Source organism: Streptomyces griseoluteus (genome assembly GCF_004784465.1).
Classification (GTDB): Bacteria; Actinomycetota; Actinomycetes; order Streptomycetales; family Streptomycetaceae; genus Streptomyces; species Streptomyces griseoluteus.
In genome coordinates this window covers 130,389-148,082 of the sequence record NZ_SRRU01000013.1, presented here as the reverse complement: position 1 = coordinate 148,082, position 17,694 = coordinate 130,389, and the positions used below count along the sequence as shown (strand labels likewise).

Annotated in this window: 15 protein-coding genes and 4 pseudogenes; 10 read left to right on the top strand and 9 right to left on the bottom strand. The window is 69.6% G+C overall.

Annotated elements, in window-relative coordinates; all coding sequences use genetic code 11:
- Positions 1 to 270: 270 nt before the first annotated feature.
- Entirely contained in the window at positions 271 to 1,083 is an 813-nt protein-coding gene (locus E5082_RS29370; RefSeq protein WP_135794270.1) for a M23 family metallopeptidase, read from the top strand.
- A 183-nt stretch (positions 1,084 to 1,266) separates the two neighbouring features.
- Here E5082_RS29370 and E5082_RS29365 read toward each other — a convergent pair whose 3' ends face one another.
- Both E5082_RS29365 and E5082_RS29360 read right to left on the bottom strand, forming a co-directional pair.
- Complete coding sequence (locus E5082_RS29365; RefSeq protein ID WP_229918993.1) at positions 1,267 to 2,631, bottom strand: APC family permease; 1,365 nt, start codon at positions 2,629 to 2,631, stop codon at positions 1,267 to 1,269.
- A 17-nt stretch (positions 2,632 to 2,648) separates the two neighbouring features.
- On the bottom strand, positions 2,649 to 3,566 hold the full coding sequence (locus E5082_RS29360; RefSeq protein WP_135794268.1) for a carbon-nitrogen hydrolase family protein: 918 nt from the start codon (positions 3,564 to 3,566) through the stop codon (positions 2,649 to 2,651).
- 120 nt (positions 3,567 to 3,686) lie between these two features.
- On the opposite strand from E5082_RS29360, the gene E5082_RS29355 reads away from it, so the two are divergent.
- On the top strand, positions 3,687 to 4,298 hold the full coding sequence (locus E5082_RS29355) for a TetR/AcrR family transcriptional regulator (RefSeq protein WP_135794267.1): 612 nt from the start codon (positions 3,687 to 3,689) through the stop codon (positions 4,296 to 4,298).
- Between the two features lie 698 nt (positions 4,299 to 4,996).
- Here the strand turns inward: E5082_RS29355 and E5082_RS29345 are convergent.
- Positions 4,997 to 5,593, bottom strand: coding sequence for a TetR/AcrR family transcriptional regulator (locus E5082_RS29345; protein WP_135794266.1), 597 nt, complete (start codon positions 5,591 to 5,593; stop codon positions 4,997 to 4,999).
- Positions 5,594 to 5,685: 92 nt separating this feature from the next.
- Between E5082_RS29345 and E5082_RS29340 the strand changes: the two genes are divergently transcribed.
- The gene (locus tag E5082_RS29340) at positions 5,686 to 6,729 is read left to right on the top strand and encodes an NAD(P)-dependent alcohol dehydrogenase (RefSeq protein ID WP_135794265.1); all 1,044 of its coding nucleotides are present in this window, start codon (positions 5,686 to 5,688) and stop codon (positions 6,727 to 6,729) included.
- 310 nt (positions 6,730 to 7,039) lie between these two features.
- Complete coding sequence (locus E5082_RS29335) at positions 7,040 to 8,533, top strand: alpha/beta hydrolase (protein ID WP_135794264.1); 1,494 nt, start codon at positions 7,040 to 7,042, stop codon at positions 8,531 to 8,533.
- A 20-nt stretch (positions 8,534 to 8,553) separates the two neighbouring features.
- Here the strand turns inward: E5082_RS29335 and E5082_RS29330 are convergent.
- Positions 8,554 to 8,781 (bottom strand): annotated as a pseudogene (locus E5082_RS29330) (IS5/IS1182 family transposase); the annotation flags it as partial.
- A gap of 212 nt (positions 8,782 to 8,993) precedes the next feature.
- Here E5082_RS29330 and E5082_RS29325 point away from each other — a divergent pair.
- Positions 8,994 to 9,722, top strand: coding sequence for an SDR family oxidoreductase (locus E5082_RS29325; protein ID WP_135794263.1), 729 nt, complete (start codon positions 8,994 to 8,996; stop codon positions 9,720 to 9,722).
- Between the two features lie 104 nt (positions 9,723 to 9,826).
- Here E5082_RS29325 and E5082_RS29320 read toward each other — a convergent pair.
- Both E5082_RS29320 and E5082_RS29315 read right to left on the bottom strand, forming a co-directional pair.
- Positions 9,827 to 10,668, bottom strand: a pseudogene (locus E5082_RS29320) (IS5 family transposase).
- Between the two features lie 145 nt (positions 10,669 to 10,813).
- Positions 10,814 to 11,971 carry a nuclear transport factor 2 family protein gene (locus tag E5082_RS29315; protein ID WP_135794295.1) on the bottom strand — a complete coding sequence of 386 codons (1,158 nt, stop codon included), beginning with the start codon at positions 11,969 to 11,971 and terminating at the stop codon, positions 10,814 to 10,816.
- Positions 11,972 to 12,065: 94 nt separating this feature from the next.
- Between E5082_RS29315 and E5082_RS29310 the strand changes: the two genes are divergently transcribed.
- The 4 genes and pseudogenes from E5082_RS29310 (at position 12,066) to ku (ending at position 14,724) form a co-directional block, all read left to right on the top strand.
- A complete protein-coding gene (locus E5082_RS29310; protein ID WP_135794262.1) occupies positions 12,066 to 13,031 on the top strand; it encodes a LysR family transcriptional regulator in 966 nt (321 codons plus the stop codon).
- Positions 13,032 to 13,096: 65 nt separating this feature from the next.
- Positions 13,097 to 13,252, top strand: a pseudogene (locus tag E5082_RS33130) (nitroreductase); the annotation flags it as partial.
- A 12-nt stretch (positions 13,253 to 13,264) separates the two neighbouring features.
- A pseudogene (locus tag E5082_RS29305) lies at positions 13,265 to 13,612 on the top strand (SDR family oxidoreductase); the annotation flags it as partial.
- 227 nt (positions 13,613 to 13,839) lie between these two features.
- Complete coding sequence (gene ku / locus E5082_RS29300; protein WP_135794261.1) at positions 13,840 to 14,724, top strand: non-homologous end joining protein Ku; 885 nt, start codon at positions 13,840 to 13,842, stop codon at positions 14,722 to 14,724.
- 15 nt (positions 14,725 to 14,739) lie between these two features.
- On the opposite strand, the gene E5082_RS33125 is transcribed toward ku, so the two are convergent.
- The 3 genes from E5082_RS33125 to E5082_RS29290 all read right to left on the bottom strand — a co-directional run bounded on the left by E5082_RS33125 (position 14,740) and on the right by E5082_RS29290 (position 16,894).
- Positions 14,740 to 14,877: a DUF6233 domain-containing protein gene (locus E5082_RS33125; protein ID WP_229918994.1), complete on the bottom strand. Its 138-nt coding sequence runs from the start codon at positions 14,875 to 14,877 to the stop codon at positions 14,740 to 14,742.
- A gap of 458 nt (positions 14,878 to 15,335) precedes the next feature.
- A complete protein-coding gene (locus E5082_RS29295) occupies positions 15,336 to 16,382 on the bottom strand; it encodes an LLM class flavin-dependent oxidoreductase (protein ID WP_135794260.1) in 1,047 nt (348 codons plus the stop codon).
- On the bottom strand, positions 16,382 to 16,894 hold the full coding sequence (locus tag E5082_RS29290; RefSeq protein WP_135794259.1) for an SRPBCC family protein: 513 nt from the start codon (positions 16,892 to 16,894) through the stop codon (positions 16,382 to 16,384). Before E5082_RS29290 ends, E5082_RS29295 begins: the two co-directional genes overlap by 1 nt.
- A 119-nt stretch (positions 16,895 to 17,013) precedes the next feature.
- Between E5082_RS29290 and E5082_RS29285 the strand changes: the two genes are divergently transcribed.
- Entirely contained in the window at positions 17,014 to 17,544 is a 531-nt protein-coding gene (locus E5082_RS29285) for a winged helix-turn-helix transcriptional regulator (protein WP_135794258.1), read from the top strand.
- Positions 17,545 to 17,694: the final 150 nt, after the last annotated feature.

Here is a 17,694-nt window from a genome sequence, read left to right as displayed (position 1 = left end):
TGTTGAGGCCCCGTCTTCCGGGCGTCTTCGCTGCATCGTTGCCCACTCCGTCCGTCACGCCAACGAGACCCGCGGTGGCGCGAGTCGGCCGCACTCCGGTCACGCATGGTGGTCCGACGGAGTTGTCATGGGCAAGACATTGCGTTCTGAACGAAAGACGCCGTCCGCTTCTTGTGCCGCATCGGGCCCGTCCCTACCTTGTGGCCCGGCCCGCCGTCCGCCCGGACGCCGGCGTCCCCAGCTGCTTTCCCCACGAAGGAGCGATGCGCGATGCCCCTCAGACGCCTCTGGACCACAGCGGTGACCGCCCTGATCGCAGTGGCCGGCCTGCTGCTCGTCCCGGTCCAGCCGGCCGGCGCCGCGACCACCACCAGCACGGTGGCGGCGGCGCCGAACTTCAAGGCCCCCTACCCGTGCGGTCAGAAGTGGACCTACAGCCACCACTCGGCCGAGGTCCGCCGCGCACTGGACTTCGTCCGCGCCGACGGCGGCACCACCAACGGAACCCCGGTCCTCGCCTCGGCCGCGGGCACCGCCTACCGGTACTACCAGGCGAACGGCGCGGGCAACTACATATCCATCGAGCACGGCGGCGGCTGGCGCACCTACTACTTCCACCTGTCCGCCTACAGCGTCGCCGACGGAGCGCACGTCGAGCAGGGCCAGCAGATCGGGACCACCGGGAGCACGGGCAACTCCAGCGGCCCGCACATCCACTACGAGCAGCTCTACGACGGCGTCGGACAGGACATCCGTATCAACGGGGTCGCTCTGGCCTACCCCGGCAGCTACAACCAGTACTTCCTGACCAGCGACAACGGCTGCGGCGGCGCGGGCGTGCCGTTCATGACCTGGGGCAGCGGGGTGCGGGTGCGCAGCGACGCCTACCTCAGTGCGCCGGTGGTCACCACGCTCGCCGGGCCCACCAGCGTCCGGGTCCTGTGCCAGAAGCAGGGCGACACGGTGAACGCGGAGGGCTACACCAACAACTGGTGGAGCAAGCTGCGCGACCAGAACGGCTTCATCAGCAACATCTACATCGACAACCCCGCGGCCCAGCTCCCCGGCGTCCCCCTCTGCTGACCCGGCGGCGGTGAACCGGCCGGCCCGGAGACCTCCGGGCCGGCCCTTGCGCGCGCCCCGCGAGGCGTCGCTCGACGGCTGCCACCGTCGTCCCCGCAGCAGGCACCGCGCTCCCGCCCCCCGCGCGGGTACGCCCGAGGCTCCCGGATGCCGTCGTCGGCAGCCGGGAGCCTCGGGGGTGGTTCAGGCCGTCGGGAGGAGCGGGCCGGAGGCTTCCGGCTCGGTGGGGCCGGAAGCCTCGTCGGAGTCGAGGCGCATCTCGGGGGCCGGACGGCGGAAGCCCTTGGTGATCACCCCGAGCCAGACGATGCCGATGACCAGCCAGCCGAGGCCGAGCCTGACGGCGGTGCCGCCGAGCTGGGTGATGAGGTAGACGTCGACCGCGGCGCCGACGGCGGGCAGGAACAGGTACCGCACGGGCGAGTGGCGGGTCCCGGAGCGCCACTGCCGCACGGCGTAGGCGATCACGCAGACGTTGACGAGCGTGAAGCCGAGGAACGCGCCGAAGTTGATGAAGGAGGTGGCGTCGGCGAGCGAGAGGTTCATGGCCAGCAGGCCGACGGCGCCGATGATCAGCACGTTGACGACCGGGGTGAGCAGCTTGCGGTGCAGGCGCCCGAAGACCTGCCGGGGCAGGGCGCCGTCGCGGCCCATGACGAACATCAGGCGGCTGGTGCTGGCCTGGATGGCGACGCAGGAGGCGAACCCGCCGAGCATGCCGACGATGTTGGCGACGTCCGCGAAGGTCTTTCCGCCGACAGTGGTGGACAGCAGGTATCCGGCGGAGTCCTGGTCGGGGAAGGAGCCGCCGGGGTGGGCCCACTGCATCAGGAAGGAGATCACGATGAAGATGCCGCCGCCGGTCAGCACGGTCAGGATGATGCTGCGCGGGATGGTGCGCCGCGGGTCGCGTACCTCCTCGCTGAGGGTGCTCACCGCGTCGAAGCCGAGGAAGGCGTAGGCGGCGACGGCGGCGGCAGCGGTGACGGCGGAGAAGCTGGTGGCGTGGTTCCAGAAGGCGTGGCCGGCCGAGGAGGTGCCGCCATGCCCGAGGCCGTAGTGGACGCAGAGCGCGGCGAGCACGACCAGGACGGCGGTGACGCCGAGCAGCAGCACCCGGTTGATGCGGTCGGCGACCTTGAGGCCGACGACGTTGATGAGGGTGGCGAGCACGACGTTGATGACCAGCCAGGCCCACTCCGGCACGGCCGGGAACTGGGCGTGCAGGTAGATGGCCTGGATGAGCCAGGCGACCATCGGCAGGAAGAGGTAGTCGAGCAGCAGGGCCCATCCGGCCAGGAAACCGAGGCGGGAGTCGAGCTCCTTGCGTGCGTAGGTGTACACGGAGCCGGAGCTGGGGTGGACCTTGGCCATCTTGGCGTAGCTGAGGCCGGTCAGCAGCATGGCGCCGGTGGCGATCGCGTAGGCGGTGGGCGCGGCGCCCTTGCTGGTGGCGGCGATGACGCCGAAGATCGAGATGACGACGGCGGGGGCCATGTAGGCGATGCCGAAGGCGACCACGGACAGGAGTCCGAGGTCTCCTCTCATGCGGGTGGGCTGGTCTGTCACGGGTTGCTCTCTTCCCCGGCGGTACGGCGGGTCTCGGTGCGGGCGCCGGTGTCGCCGGCCCAGGTGGCGGGGTCGATCCGGCCCTGGTAGAGCGGCAGGGGCAAGGGCTGGTCGCCGGGGCGGAACTGCTCCCAGGGCCGGTTGAGCGCGGCGGTGCCGAGTCGGCGGACGTTGGTGACCTCGTCCAGGTCGATGACGTCGGTGAGGGTGGTGTCGCTGTCGGCCGCGGCCTCGGTGCGGACGGTGCCCTGCGGGTCCACGAGCAGACTGCGGCCGGTACCGGCGGGCGCGGCGCAGTTGACGCTGGCGACGAACACCTGGTTGACGATGGCGTTGGCGCGGGCCAGCACGGTCTCCTGGGCCCGGTCGCTGCCGGAGGTCAGGACGAAGTTCAGCACCAGTTCGGCGCCCATCCACGCCAGATGGCGGGTGGTTTCGGGGAACCAGGCGTCGTAGCAGATCGACAGCCCCACCCGGCCGACGCCGTCGAGGTCGAAAACGGTGAACCCGGTGCCGGGGGTGACGGTCTCGTACGGCCGCCACGGGAAGACCTTGCGGTAGGCCGCGACCCGTTCGCCGCGCGGGGAGTACACGGGGGCGGTGTTGTAGACGCGTCCGTCGGCGCCGCGCTCGTAGACGCTGCCCGGGGCGAGCCAGACACCGAGATCGCCGGCGAGTTCCGCGAGGGCGCGGTCGCGCGGGCCGTCCAGGGGCTCGGCGAGGGCCTCGGGAAGCTCAGTGGGGGTGAGCGTGGCATCGCCCGCGGGAGCACCGAGATGCAGCTCGGGATATACGACCAGCGGTGCGGCGGGGAGCCCGGCCGTGCGCCGTCGGACGTCGGCGGCCAGGCCGTCCAGGTCGTCTACGGCACGCTGGGCGGCCTGGGCCAGCACTATGGGGAGGGGACGGGACATGGGTCACCAGGTCTGACTCGGGATTAGTTAAACGAAATTTAGTTAACGAACAGGGAGAGGTCAATGGATCGCCACAGGTGAGATACGAACGGCGTTCGACGGTGTGCGAGCATGTCGACCATGGCTCGACCCAGGAACCAGGCGGAACGCCGCGCCCAGCTGATCGACGCGACCGCCAGGACCGTGGTGGAACGCGGGGCCACGGCCACCAAGCTGCGGGACGTCGCCAGGGCCGCCGGCGTCACCCCGGCGTCGGTGCTCTACTACTACGCCGACATCCAGGAACTCTTCGCCGCCGTCTTCGATCGCAGTGCCGCGACGTACTTCGTCAGCCGCGAGGAGGCCATCGCGGCGGCGGACGGTCCGGTGTCTCGGCTGCGGGCCTGCATCCGCTCCGGCGTGCCCTGGCCCGGAGAGGGCGAGGAGAGCACCCGGCTGCTCTTCGAGCTGTTCCCGGTGGCCCTGCGCAACGAGGGCGCCGCCGACCGGCAGCGCACCTTCGCACACCGGCAGGCCGAGCTCTACCGCCAGGTGCTCGACCTCGGGCAGGCGAGCGGCGACTTCACGCTGGCCGGCGACGCCTGGGCCCTGGGGCGGTCCTTCGTGGCGCTGGAGGACGGCTACGCGATGGACCTGCTGGTCGGCGACGCGACCGCCCAGGACATCGAGGACCGCTTGCTCGAACACGCCCGCGTCGTCACGGGCAATCCGGCCTTCGGCCGGGGCAACTGAGCGGACGCGGCCGTCCGAGTCGGCGCTCCGCGCCCGGAACACGGCGGGGCTCCGGCGTGTGGCGCCGGGGCCCGCTTCCGGTTCCGGTTGCCGCAGGTCAGCGGTCCGTCACTTCCCCGCCGCCGCAGGAACGGTGCACGTGGCGCCATCCTGCGCATTGGCACCGCGCCCGCCCCGGCCTCTCCCCCGCCGACGTTCCCCTCCTGACGACACCGCCGCGCTGACAGCGGCCGGGCGCGGCGGCCCCGGCGGACGCGCAACCGGCCGAGCACGCCCCGATACCCGGCCGCGGCCGCACCGCCCATACCTTCCTCCTTCACTTCAGCCAAAGGACATGGGCAGAGCAGCCGCAACGGGAATGTCAGCAGGCCGACCTCGGCAAAACGGCCTGGTGACCTGCGCGGACACGGGGACGGCCCGGTGGTCGGCGCAACAGTAGGTGCAACCCCCAGCGCAACAGACGGGTGCAACCCTTGCCGCAAATTCGTGCTCCTGGTCGACCGGGGCGACCGGTCACGCGGCCCGGACGGCTCCGTGGGCGCGGGCTGAGGAGGATCTCTGGAATCGGCCAGGGCTACTCGTCGCCCCACTCGCTTCGCCCCTCGACCGAGGGGGAGCGAAGACAAGCGCATCACAGGTGAAGGCTGGGCCCGCACGCGCGTGGGGTGGGCGTGCCGCACCGAACCCTCGTGGTGTGCTCAGGCTCCCCGGTCCGGGGCGACGGCGCGGCTTACGCAGTCTCGGAGCAGGGTGCGCCGTTGGTCGTGCACGCTCGTGGGCTCCTCGGTGGAGGCGGCGTAGACGTTGCTCACCGGAGACCAGGCCATGGACATGGCGATGACCATGGCCATCACGTCGAAGGGGTCTCCCTGTCTGATGCGCCCGGCGGCCTGGGCGTCTGCGATGGCGCGGAGTTTGTGGTCGTCGTAGCGGTCGTGGTCCGCCACGAGATGCCCGGTCGGGCGCCGCTCCAGGCGCGCCCAGGTCGCGAGCCGGATCAGATCGGGGCGGCTGAGGTACTCGTCGTAGAGGCGCACCGCCCAGTCGGCGAGGTCCGTGGCGTCGATGGGGACGACATTGGTGATCCGCTCCAGTGAGGCGAAGAAGATCGCGTCGAAGAGCTGTTCCTTGTTGCCGAAGTAGCCATAGAGCTGTGCCTTGTTGGTGCGTGCGGCTGCGATGATCCGCTCGATGCGTGCACCGGCGATGCCGTACCGGGCGAACTCCTGGGTGGCGGCGTCGACGATGCGCTGATACGTCGCGGCTCCGCGGCTGCTGGATGGCTGGTCAGGCATAGCAGGACCTTAACAGACAGACTCGTCTGTTTGCTTCTTGGCTCGCATGCCTCTACCGTCAAATAGACCGAACAGTCTGTCTTAGGAGTCAGATGCGTTCCACGACCGGATGGCAGGCGGACAGCAGGGGACGGACTCTGCGGCGCACTGTGCTGGAGCGCCGGGACCTGCGCCCGGACGACATCGCGGTACGTGTCGACTACTGCGGTGTCTGCCACACAGACCTCCACGCGCTGCTGGCGCACGAGAGCGAAGCGAACGGCGTGCTCGTACCCGGACATGAGTTCACAGGCGTGGTGACCGAGGTCGGCAGCGCGGTTCCCGACTTCTCCCCGGGCGACCCCGTGGCCGTCGGCAACATCGTCGACTCGTGCGGCATGTGCCGTATGTGCCAGGCCGGCCAGGAGAACTTTTGCCGAGAGTTCCCGACACTGACCTACGGCGGAGCCGACCGGCAGGACGGGTCGACCACACTGGGCGGGTACTCCCGCGAGTACGTGGTGAGCAATCAGTTTGCCTACCATCTCCCTGCGAACCTCGACGCAGCCGCCGCAGCTCCCCTGCTCTGCGCCGGCGTCACCGTCTGGGAGCCGCTGCAGGCGCTCGGAGTGGGCCCGGGCAGTACCGTCGCCGTGGCCGGGCTGGGCGGCCTGGGACACCTCGCGGTCAAGATGGCGACCGGGCTCGGCGCCACGACCTCCGTCATCAGCCGGACCCCCGACAAGGCTGACGAAGCGCGCAGCCTGGGGGCGCAGGGATTCGTCGTCTCCACCGACCCGAAGCAGATGAAGGCGGTCCGCGACCAGTTCGATGTGGTCATCGACACCATCTCCGCCCCCCACGACCTGGCTCCGTACCTGCGCGTAACCGCCATGGACGGCACCCTCAGCCACCTCGGCCACCTCGGACCGGTCACCGTGGAAACCATGGACCTGCTCATCGGCCGCAAGAAGCTGAGCTCCGCCGGCAGCGGCGGCCGCCCGTCCACCGCTGCCATGCTGCACTTCTGCGCTGAGCACGGCATCACCGCCGACATCGAGCTGCTGCCGTCGTCCCAGGTGAACACGGCTCTCGACCGCCTGGAGCGCAACGACGTCCGCTACCGCTTCGTGCTCGACATGTCCGACCTGGACTGACCGACGGCGCGGCTTGTCCGACAGCGAGTCCGGCGACAACCATGAGAGCCGCCCGGACGAAGGTCAGGTGCCGCATGGGAGGGGAGATCCATCGAGCAGGTCCGGGGGCACCCCCAGCAGGGGGTGGTCGTTTTCAAACCCTTGATCCACATCATCGAGGGACGCAGGCGGAGCCCGGCCCTCGATTCATCCGATGCCGAGAGCGGCGGAGGGGCTTCATGACGGCCTCTCGGCAAACAAGTAAGCCCCCTTACCAGCAGGGGGGTTCACCGGATGTGAGCGGACCACCGAATCCGCGAGGCTCCTCTGCATGAAGCAGAGCAGAAGTTCACGAGCCGCCTGGCTCACCGTCTCCGCGGCGCTCCTCGGCCTCGCTACTCCGCTGAGCGTCTCCCCTCCCGCGACAGCGGCATCCCCGTCCCCCGCCTTCCGCTGGGCCCGGTGCGCGGGCGACGGGCTCGATGCGCGTCAGCAGTGCGCCTCGCTGAAGGTGCCAATGGACTACGCCGACCCCGGCGGCCGCACGATCGACATCGCCGTTTCCCGGATTCCCGCCGCGAAACCGGCCACTCGGCGCGGGGTACTGCTGCTGATTCCAGGCGGGCCCGGCAACACAAGCCTCGCCGACCCCTCCGGGAAGGGGCAGAAGCTGCCGCAGGCCGTGCGGGACCAGTACGACCTGATCGGCTTCGCGCCGCGTGGGCTCGCTCCGTCCACCACCGTCAGCTGCGCCCTCCGGCACGCCGACCTCGCCACGTCGACGTTGCGTCCCTGGCCGGCTCCGGACGGTTCGATCACCGGAAACGTGGCCACCGCCCGCCGGCTGTCGCGGGCCTGTACGCGCAACGGGGGCGAGCTGATCCGGCACATCAGCACCCTTGACGAGGTCCACGACATCGACCGCATCCGCGTCGCGCTCGGCGAACACCGGCTCGCCGCCTGGGGCGTCTCGTACGGCACATACGTGGGCGCTGTCTACAGCGAGCGGTTCCCGCAGCACACCGACCGCATCGTGCTGGACAGCAACGACGATCCGGATCCCACCCTGGTCGAGCGCGGCTGGCTGCACGCGTACGAGCGCGGGGTGGAGGACACCTTCCCGGAGTTCGCCCGGTGGGCCGCGACCGCCGGAAATCCGGACCGGGTCGCGGCGACCGCCGACGAGGTACGGCCGCTGTTCCTACGCCTCGCCGCCCGCCTCGACCGGGCACCGCTCCCCTGGCCGGGCGCCAACCCCCCGGAGCTGAACGGCAACGTGCTGCGCCAGACCATGCTGGACAGCCTCTACGCACCCAGCCGCTTCCCCGCCCTGGCCGAGCTGATGCTGGCCGCCCGGCACGGCACGGTGCCTCCCGCGCCGAAACAGCCGCCGGACCAGGCGCTGCAGAACCTCGCCGCGGTCAGCATCGGCACGCTCTGCAACGACGTGGCCTGGCCGACATCGACGGCCGACTACCGCAAGGCCGTCGCCGACAGCCGCCGCCTGCATCCGCTCACCGCAGGGATGCCCCGCAACGCGATGGTTTGCGCCGCCTGGCCGTACCCGCCGCGGCGGTCCCCGGTACGGATCACCGGACAAGGCCCCTCCGACATCCTGCTCGTGCAGAACGCCCGTGATGTGGCCACTCCGCTCAGCGGCGCCCGGAGACTCCGCCGGGCCCTCGGCACACGCGCCGTCATGGTCACCGTCGACTCCACCGGCCACAACGCCTACCTCGCCAATGGCAACGCCTGTGGCGACCGCACCGTCTCCCGCTTCCTGGCCACCGGTCAGCGACCCGACGGGGACGTGTACTGCCCCTAGAGGGGCTTAACGAGTCGTGATCAATGGGTGATCCGGGTGAGTTCCTTGATCCAGATCATCGAGGCGCGCAGATGGAGGCCTGCGAAGTAGCTGTCGGGGTTCTTGTCGTATCGGGTGGCGATGCCTCGCCAGGCCTTGAGCCTGTCGATCAGGCGCTCAACGGTGTTCCTCTCCTTGTAGAGGCCGGCGTCGTGGCTGACGGGCCGACCGCTGCTGGACCCCTTCTCCTCATCGGTGGCCCGCTGTTCGCTGATCAAGGCTCCAGGAGGCGGAGTGGCTTCTGGAGCCACGTCAGCGTTACCGGCGGAGTTGAGTCACGGGCTAACAGGGGTTGGGCACCGTGCTTCGATGAGCAGGCGGGCTGAAGCCGCCTTCTCCGTCGGTTGAGGCGCATGTGTCGCCTCGGCACAAAGTGGCATATATGTCGCATCTGCCACGCAATCCCCGCGAAAGGTGCGTCATGAAGATCGCAGTCATCGGTGGTACCGGGCTGATCGGGTCGCAGGTGGTCAGGGAACTGAACGCCGCCGGACACGAGGCGGTACCGCACTCGCAGTCCACGGGCGTCGACATCCTCAGCGGCCGCGGACTGGACGAGGCGGTGGCCGGAGCCGACGTCGTCGTCAACGTGACGAACTCCCCGACCTTCGACGACGCCTCGCTCGCCTTCTTCCAGACGTCGATGGACAACCTGCTGGCCGCCGCCCGCAAGGGCGGCGTCGGTCACTTCGTCATCCTCTCGATCGTCGGCGTCGACCAGGTACCGCAGCTGGACTACTACCGGGCCAAGGCGCTCCAGGAGAAGATCCTCGCGGCCGGCCCGATCCCCTACTCGATCGTCCGGGCGACGCAGTTCATGGACTTCATGGACGCCGTCCTGTCCTGGACCGCCGACGGCGACACCGTCCGGCTGCCCGCCACACCGATCCAGCCGATCGCCTCCAAGGACGTTGCCCACACGGTGGCCGAGGTCGCCGCAGGCACCCCGGTGAACGGCATCCACAACATCGCCGGCCCCGAGGTCTTCCCCCTGGACGAACTGGGCCGGATCACCCTGTCCCACCACGGCGACAACCGCACCGTCGTCACCGACCCCACCGCCGGCATGTTCGCCGCCGTCAAAGGCGACGTCCTCACCGACGACAACGCCCACCTCGCCCCCACCCGCTACACCGACTGGCTCTCCTGACTGCTCGCGTCCTCGTGATACCCAATGCGCTGTAGCGCTCATGACCGAACGTGGACCGGCCTTCGTGGTAGGGGGACTTACAGGCCGCGCAAATTGGTGAGTGTTCATGGGCATCGGGTGGGGCGGTCGTCCCAGCGGTGCGTCGTCCATTCTCGGCGGATGAGGCTAAGAATGGTGATCATGGTGTCGGTGAGGTCGAAGAACGCGTCGATCACTGTGGTTCGCCGTTCCTAGCAGCGGGCCAGGCGATGGAAGGCGTTTTGCCAGGCGTGGGTTCGCTCGACCTGCCAGCGTCCGGTGGCCTGGACGGGAGCTTTCTCGCCCTTGTGGGCGACCTGTCCTTGCAGGCCACGTGCGTCGAGCAGAGCGCGGGTGATGTCCGAGTCGTATCCGGCATCCAGGTGCACGGTGATGCCAGTCGGGAGCGGCCGAGTTCGTAGAGTCGGTCGAGGGTCGGTGCCAGTAGTGGGGAGTCGTGATGGTTCGCTCCGGCCAGGACTCGACCGAGGGGGATTCTGTAACCGTCGGTCATGCCGGAGCGTTTCGGACCCTGTTTGCCACGGTCCACTGGAGAACGGCCGGCGGCTTCGCCGCCTCCGGGGGCTTTGGTGATCGCGCCGTCGGTGGCGATCCTGTCCAGTTCCAGGCCGACGATGCGGTCGTAGGCGTCCAGTGCGATCCGCTTGAGCTTGCTGAAGATTCCGAGGTGGATCCATTCGTCGCGGCGGTTGCGGATCGTGCTGGCTGAGCAGGTGCTGTCGGCTATCGCCTCGGAGGAGCAGCCGAACCGCAGGACTTGCAGCAACTTGTCGAAGACGATCCGGTCGCTGATCCGCCTGCGATGGCAGCCCAGCGGATGGTTCGGGTGGTAGCGCGGCCGCTCGGGCAGCAGCACGGTGAACTGGTTCCACAGCGGTTCGGTCAGCCATCGCGGCAAAGCGGGCACAGTCGTCCCTCGGCGATCTGATGGTTGGTGTGGGGTGAACTGGGGTGTTCACGAGTGGGGCTGACGTGCGGCCACAAGAGACTCTGAAGATCGTTCCCCATGTGGGTATGGATCGTTCCCCGAGGACATGGATCGGTTCCCGTTCTCAGTCGTGGCGGTGATACGCCTTGTTGGCGATGCGCCAGCTGCCGTCGGCGAGGACCAGCAGGAAGATGTCGGTGAACGTGTCTGCCCCGTGCGAGAGCGTCATGGTGGCGGTCGCGACGGTCGCGTGGACATCGATGGCGTCGATGCGGCGGGTGCGGGTCGGTTCGTCCGGGGCCGGCTGGCCCTGGAAGAGGGCGCAGTACTCATCCAGGCGCCAGGAGACGAATGCGCCGTCTCGGATCCCTTCGATGTGGCCGGTGGGAAGGAACGCGTCGCGGAAGTGGGAGGGGTCGCCGGTGGCGTGTCCGCGGATGTAGGCGCGAAGCGGTTCGAGTACGGCGTCCTCCACGGCGGTGACCGTGGCGGCAACAGCGATATCGGCCTCAAGGGCGGTAGGGGTGTCGGCCAGGCCAGCCGCGCTGCGCAAGGGGGTATCCGACGCGGTGGCCAGCAGAGCCATGTCCTTGGCCAGCGCACCGATCGTGAATTCGGCCGTGGCAGCGGTTGGCTCACCGAGGAGGAAGGGGCGCTTGCGGGCCACGAGCCCGCCGAGCTGGCCGAGTTCGAGGACGTCCAGCGTCTGGGTACGGGGCAGGCCGAGGGCGTCGGCTTGCCGCAGTGAGTCGCGCAGCGCGAGGACGGCTCCGGCGAGGCTGTTGTTGGCGATCAGTTTGAGCGCGGCGGCGGTGGAGACGTCGTCCACGTGCCGGACGGTGCCCAGCGTTTCCAGAACCGGTCGAACTCGGTCAAGTGCCTCCTGGTCGGCGGCAGCGATGATCTGCAGGGCGCCGGCGGCAGCAGCCGACACCGAGCCGAGAAGAGGCGCGTGGACGTAGGACGGGCCAAGTCGCCGCGCCAGCCTCGTTGCTTCGGCGGGGGCGATGGTGCTGGTGTTGAGCACGATCGCGTCCGTTCGCAGCGAGTCACGGACGTCGTCGAGGACCTTCTGGCAGGCCGGGCCGTCGAACAGTGCCAGGAGGACGAGGTCCGCCTGGGCCACGGCCTCGTTCGGGTCGCCGGTCATCTTCACAGAGCCTGACGCGCGCCCTGAGCGTGTCCAGCCGACGACGTCCCAGCCCTGGGCAGCCAGTCGTGTCGCGATCGCGCCACCCATGCGCCCCAGACCGAGGACGGCAGTCGTGTGTGGTGTGGTCATGCGCGCCACATTGGTGCACCTCGATAGATGCGACAAGCGCAGATTTCGCAAGTCTGCCCTGCGGAGTCCGCATACCGACTGCCATACTGCCGTCGTGGACTTGACTGTGTGGCGGGCTTTCGTGACCGTGTGCCGGGTCGGATCGCTGTCAGCGGCGGCAGCCGAGCTGAATCACACGCAATCGGCCGTCTCCCGGCAGATCGCCGGGCTGGAGCGGCAGCTCGGCGTGCCTCTGGTGGAGCGCCATGCGCGTGGTGTGCGTCCGACGCCGGCCGGTGAGGTATTCCGGCGCCACGCCCTCGCCACGCTCAACGAGGCCGACCGCACCGTTCGCGCGGTACGAGATGTTTGTAACGGGGTGTGTGATCGGCCCCTGGCCATCGGAGCAACGCCGTCTCTCGCCGCGGGGATCGTTCCTGAGGCTCTCCGGGGCCTGCTGAGGCAGGCCGGACCGGTTCGGTGGAGCCTGCTCCCCGGCCTGAGCGCACAGTTGCACGGCCGCGTGATCGCGGGCGATCTCGACATCGCCGTCGTCACAGACGCTCCGCCGGGGCTGGCCGCCGACCCGCGGGTCGACCGGCGGTTCCTCGGGCTGGACGAGATGGTCGTCGTACTGCCCGCCGGCCATTCGCTGGCCGGGTGCGGACCGGTGCGCATCCAGGCGCTGGCCGACGAGACCTGGGTCGAGGACAACGACGGCTCTGCGGCGCTCCTGCGCCAGCACGCCGCCCGTGCGGGAGTCAGCGTCCGCATCGACCTCACCGCGGCCGATCTGCCCGGCAAGCTGGCCCTGGTCGCTACCGGTCATGCCATCGCGCTGATACCCGGGGTGATGACGTGCGCGCTGCGGGCCGACGTCACCACCACGCCCCTCGTCGGGCCCCCCACGCGTGGGATTTACGCGATCACGCCACGCCGCGACCCCCACCCCTGCGCAGTACCTCTGCTGGACCAGCTCACCACAGCTTTCGCTTCGGTCCATCCGGCCCAAGTTGATTACCAGCCGACCGAATCGGACGCCCATGACGCTGCGCCCGGCACTTCACGACGGCACCAATGAAACGCCCCACCACAGACCCGAACCCGGTAGCAGGGGCCGGAGCCACGAGCCTATTTGCGCGGCCTCTGCAGACCGTCATGCCGCTGCTCCGTGCCGAAGGACTGCAGAGTTGCCCGCAGATGGCGTGGTCGGTGTAACGCAAGACCGTCGCGGAGATCCTGTCATCCCCGGACGAGCTCATTCTCTTCTGCGGCATGTCGATCGGCTTCGAGGACGCCACGGTGGGCTACAGGCAACTGCACCAGATGCGCACCCGGGGCTCCGGCGCGATTGTCAACTGCTCCTCCCTCGGTGGGCCGGTCGGCCTGCCGTAGCGCACCGCCCACTACGCCTCCAAGCACGGTGTGATCGGCCTGACCAAGAGCGCCGCGGTCGAGTACGCGCCCAAGGGCATCCGCATCAACGCCGTCTGTCCCGGCGTGATCGAAACCCCCATGGGCGCGATCATGAGCGAGCAGCCCATCGGCCGCCTCGGCCAGGCCAAGGAAGTCGCCGCCGCTGCCCTGTGGCTGTGCAGCCCCGGCGCCCGCTTCGTGATCGGTGTCGCCCTGCCCGTCGACGGCGGATGTACCACCCACTGAACGCCGCCTCGAACCCGGGCGCCCGGCCGGGGGTGCGGAGTCAAGGTGCCGTCGGGGCAAGGGGCGAGCGTCCATCGGAGTGCCGCTACTCGAATTGGTGCCGATACTGAAAAGTGGGTCTCATGCTGTTGCACGAGTGCAGCCAGAGTGCAGTCGGCCCTGAGGCTGTGCAGCGACATGTGAGATCCCACAGCTGGACTCGCTCGGGGCTCCTCCTGGAGGTCGCCATGCCCCGAACCGTGTGGAGCGGCGCCATATCGTTTGGCCTTGTCACGGTCCCGATCAAGGTCGTGAGCGCCACCGAGGACCACAGCGTTCACTTCCACCGGATCCACACCGAGGACGGCGGCCGCGTCCGGAACCGCAAGGTGTGCGAATTGGAGGGCCGCGAGGTCAGTCAGGCCGAGATCGGCAAGGGCTACCAGCTCACCAAGGACGTCATCATCCCGATCAGCGACGCCGACCTCCGCGACCTCCCGCTGCCAACCGCCCGCGCGATCGAGATCGTCGCCTTCGTCCCGGTCGACTCGGTCGATCCGATCCGGATCGCGGAGGGCTATTACCTGGTCGCCGATGGCCAGGTGGCAGCCAAGCCCTACGCCTTGCTGACGAAGGCCCTGAGCCGGTCCAGCCGGGTGGCCGTCGCCAAGTACGCCTGGAGCGGGCGGGAGAGGCTTGGTCTGCTGCGGGTCCGCGAGGACACCCTCGTTCTGCACGCGATGCGCTGGCCGGACGAGATCCGCGACCCGGCCGAGCTGCTGCCGGACGAAGCGGCGGTGTCCCCGGAGGAGCTGGAGGGCGCCCTGGCCCTGATGGAGACGATGACCCGCGACGACCTCGACGGGCCAGACTTCAAGGACCGGTACACCGAGGCGCTACGGGAGATCATCGACGCCAAGCGGGAAGACCACGCCCTGCCAGAGGCGCCCGAGCCGGAGCAGCCCGGCAAGATCCTCGACCTCATGGCTGCGCTCAACCAATCCGTGGCCCAGGCACGGGAGGCGCGCGGCGAGCCAGCCGAGGTGCACGAGATGCCTAAGAGGCCGAAGAAGAAGGCGACCGCCAAAAAGCCGCCGGCGAAGAAGGCAGCCAGCCACCAGCGCGGCGCCTGAACCGCCAGACCAACGTCAGTCCAGGACGCCCAGCGTGGTGTCGGGGCGGCACTGGGAGCAGGCGGGTGCCTGCTCGCGGAGGGCGTCAACAGCCTGCTGCCGGGTGATGCCACGGCTGCGCCGACTCCGGCAGGGGATCGGGCAGTCACCCACGTGCAACGCCTCGATGTTGCGGGGGTTCTAACGGCACTGAGCAGCGCCTCGCGGTGTCTGCCTGCGGGGGGGGCGCGTGGCCGTGACGGGGGACGCGCGCTCGCGGGGAGGGGGCCGCCGGGCGGTGCCGTGCCTGGGCGGTCGACAGCACTCGAGGTGCTGCCCGACGTCTCGCGCGGTCGATGGCGGCGGCCGGAGCCGTGTTCAGGCTCGGATCCGGCCACCGCCCGGACAGCGGATGGACACAGCGGGCGGGTACGGCCGGATAAGGCGCGGGCGGACGCAGCGGTAGCCTGCCCTCGCAAGGCCTCCTCGCCTTCGCGGGAGGCGGTGGGCGGTCGAACGGAGCCGGGGGTTGACCTGGGCCGGCAAGCCGCCGGCCGTCGTGCCGTCGAGGCCACGGGTGCCAAGCCGGCGGGGCCTGATCCGGCTCCGGTACGCGGCCGGGAACCGGGCCTCTACCGGGGATCGAGGGCGCGGATGAGGCCGATGCCGTGTCCGAGGTTGTCCAGACGCGCTGCGAGGGTGTCGCCCGCCGGGTAGAGGCGGACGGTGTCCACTCCCGCGGCGCGCCAGTCCTCGAGGCGGGCGCGGACCATCTCCTCGGTCCCGATCAGAGTGGTGGCCAGGACCATCTCGTCGGTGATGAGGCCGGTGGCGCCGTCGCGGTCCCCGGCCTGCCAGCGTTCGCGGACCTGAGCGGCGACATCGGCCCAGCCCTGGCGGCTGTAGGCGTTGTTGTAGAAGTTGGTCGAGCCGGAGCCCATACCGCCCAGTGAGAAGGCCAGTTCTCTCTTGCGGCTGCCGACGACGCTGGTCAGCCTGCCTTCGTCGGGGACAATGTTGATCTCGGCGCCCTGGCAGATGTCGAGATCGGTGCGGGTCCGGCCGTTTCGGGCCAGCCCGGTGTCGAGGTGGGTGAAGTAGGCGTCGGCGCCTTCGGGGACGAAGCTGGTGCCCAGCCAGCCGTCGGCGATCTCGCCGGTGAGTTCGAGCATCTTGGGCGACAGTGTGGCCAGGTAGATCGGCACTTGCACCGGCTCCAGGCTGAGCCGCATCGGGCGGCCCTCGCCGTCGGGGAGGGGGATGGTGTGCTGGCGGCCCTGGAAGGTGATCTTCTCGCCGGTGAAGGCGGCGCGGATGATCTCGACGGTCTCCCGCATCCGGGTCAGGGGGCGCGCGAACGGGATGCCGTGCAGGCCTTCGATGACCTGCGGCCCGGAGGCGCCAAGGCCGAGGCGGAACCGGCCGCCGGACAGGTGTGCGAGGGTCATCGCGGTCTGCGCGATGGTGACCGGTGAGCGGGTGCCGAGCTGGATGACCCCGGAGCCGAGCAGGAGTGTCTCGGTACGGGCCGCCAGGTAGCCCAGCGGTGAGGGGGCGTCGCTCCCCCATGCCTCGGCCACCCAGCAGATGTCCAGGCCGAGCTTCTCGGCCTCCAGGACGAACTCGGCGGTCTCGCCCCAGTTTCCGCCGGAACCTTCGATGGTGGTCGCGGTGCGCATCACTTCTCCCGTTCGGCGAGGTTCTTTATGGCGGCGAGGTTGGACCTGATGCCGGTCTCGAACTCGCGCAGCCGGACGAACACGATCTTCTGCTCCTTGTCGGGCATGGCCGCGATCGCGACGCTGAGCCCGGACGGGGCCGGTCCGAGCTGGGCCCACTGCTCCAGCACCGTGCCGGCGTCCTGCGGGTGCAGCGTGAACCGCCACACGCTCATCGGGTGGGTGGGGTCGCCCACCGCCCAGGCGAACCGGCGCGGCTCCTCGCAGTCGACGATGGTGCTGACCGTCTCCCAGTCGCCCAGGGCGGGGTGGGCATTGCACCCGCGGAACCGGTTGCCCGTTCCGGGACCGGCCGCGCCGTCGAGCCACTCGACGCGCTGGAGCTCGGCGCTGAGTTCGGGCATCAGGTGGATGTCGCTCACGTACCTCCACAACCGCTCGGGGGGTGCGTCGATGTAGGTCCTGGCGGAGACCGTCGGGGTGTCCGCGTAGACCTGTCCCGTCCACTCCATGGCACCTGACTCCCTTCCCTCGACGACCTGCATAGTTGCGTATTAGGACTCACTCCCGCAAGGTCGAACGCCTCCGTTTTCTGCTGAGTTTCGTAGAAAGACTCGTAACATCGGGGTTCATGAGGCGTACGTCGTTCGCGAACTGGCCCTGCTCGGTGGCCCGGACCATGGATCTGCTCGGGGACTGGTGGACCCCCTTGGTGCTGCGGGAGGCGTTCTACGGGATCCGCCGGTTCGACGAGTTCCAGCAGGAGCTGGGCATCGCCCGCAACACGCTGTCCGAGCGGCTGCGCAGACTGGTGGAGGCGGGACTGATCGAGAAGCGCGTCTACGAGACGCAGCCTCTCCGCCACGAGTACCTGCTGACCGAGTCCGGCCGCGACTTCTACGGCGTCATCCTCGCCATGACCAGCTGGGGCGACCGGTGGCTGGCGGACGAAGCCGGGCCACCGGTGGTCACCCGCCACGAGACCTGCGGCCACGACGCCCACGGGGAGGTGGTCTGCTCGCACTGCAAGGAGCCGCTGGCCTGGGAGAACGTAACCCCGCGCCCCGGCCCCGGATACCCGCGGAAGCTGCTCGGGCGTCCGGACATCCGACGACGGTTCAAGCTGGACGAGCCGGGGCAGCCGTCGACGGACACCGACTGACCCCGGCCCGGTCGGCCGCCGGGGCGCGGCCGTCCAGGACAGGGCCGACGATGGCGTCCAACTGTCGAGGATCACGTAGATCGGGGGTGCTATCGGGTCGGGCGGCGCGGACCGAGCGCAGGGCTGCCCAGGTGTGGTCGATGCCCTTGC

Bases quoted from the DNA above. Each gene is read 5' to 3' on its own strand.
- E5082_RS29285 (WP_135794258.1), top strand. From the start codon at position 17,014: ATGAGGCGTACGTCGTTCGCGAACTGGCCCTGCTCGGTGGCCCGGACC.
- E5082_RS29335 (WP_135794264.1), top strand. From the start codon at position 7,040: ATGAAGCAGAGCAGAAGTTCACGAGCCGCCTGGCTCACCGTCTCCGCG.
- E5082_RS29345 (WP_135794266.1), bottom strand. From the start codon at position 5,593: ATGCCTGACCAGCCATCCAGCAGCCGCGGAGCCGCGACGTATCAGCGC.
- E5082_RS29355 (WP_135794267.1), top strand. From the start codon at position 3,687: ATGGCTCGACCCAGGAACCAGGCGGAACGCCGCGCCCAGCTGATCGAC.
- E5082_RS29325 (WP_135794263.1), top strand. From the start codon at position 8,994: ATGAAGATCGCAGTCATCGGTGGTACCGGGCTGATCGGGTCGCAGGTG.
- E5082_RS29360 (WP_135794268.1), bottom strand. From the start codon at position 3,566: ATGTCCCGTCCCCTCCCCATAGTGCTGGCCCAGGCCGCCCAGCGTGCC.
- E5082_RS29315 (WP_135794295.1), bottom strand. From the start codon at position 11,971: ATGACCACACCACACACGACTGCCGTCCTCGGTCTGGGGCGCATGGGT.
- E5082_RS29290 (WP_135794259.1), bottom strand. From the start codon at position 16,894: ATGGAGTGGACGGGACAGGTCTACGCGGACACCCCGACGGTCTCCGCC.
- E5082_RS29370 (WP_135794270.1), top strand. From the start codon at position 271: ATGCCCCTCAGACGCCTCTGGACCACAGCGGTGACCGCCCTGATCGCA.
- E5082_RS29295 (WP_135794260.1), bottom strand. From the start codon at position 16,382: ATGCGCACCGCGACCACCATCGAAGGTTCCGGCGGAAACTGGGGCGAG.
- ku (WP_135794261.1), top strand. From the start codon at position 13,840: ATGCCCCGAACCGTGTGGAGCGGCGCCATATCGTTTGGCCTTGTCACG.
- E5082_RS29340 (WP_135794265.1), top strand. From the start codon at position 5,686: ATGCGTTCCACGACCGGATGGCAGGCGGACAGCAGGGGACGGACTCTG.
- E5082_RS29365 (WP_229918993.1), bottom strand. From the start codon at position 2,631: ATGAGAGGAGACCTCGGACTCCTGTCCGTGGTCGCCTTCGGCATCGCC.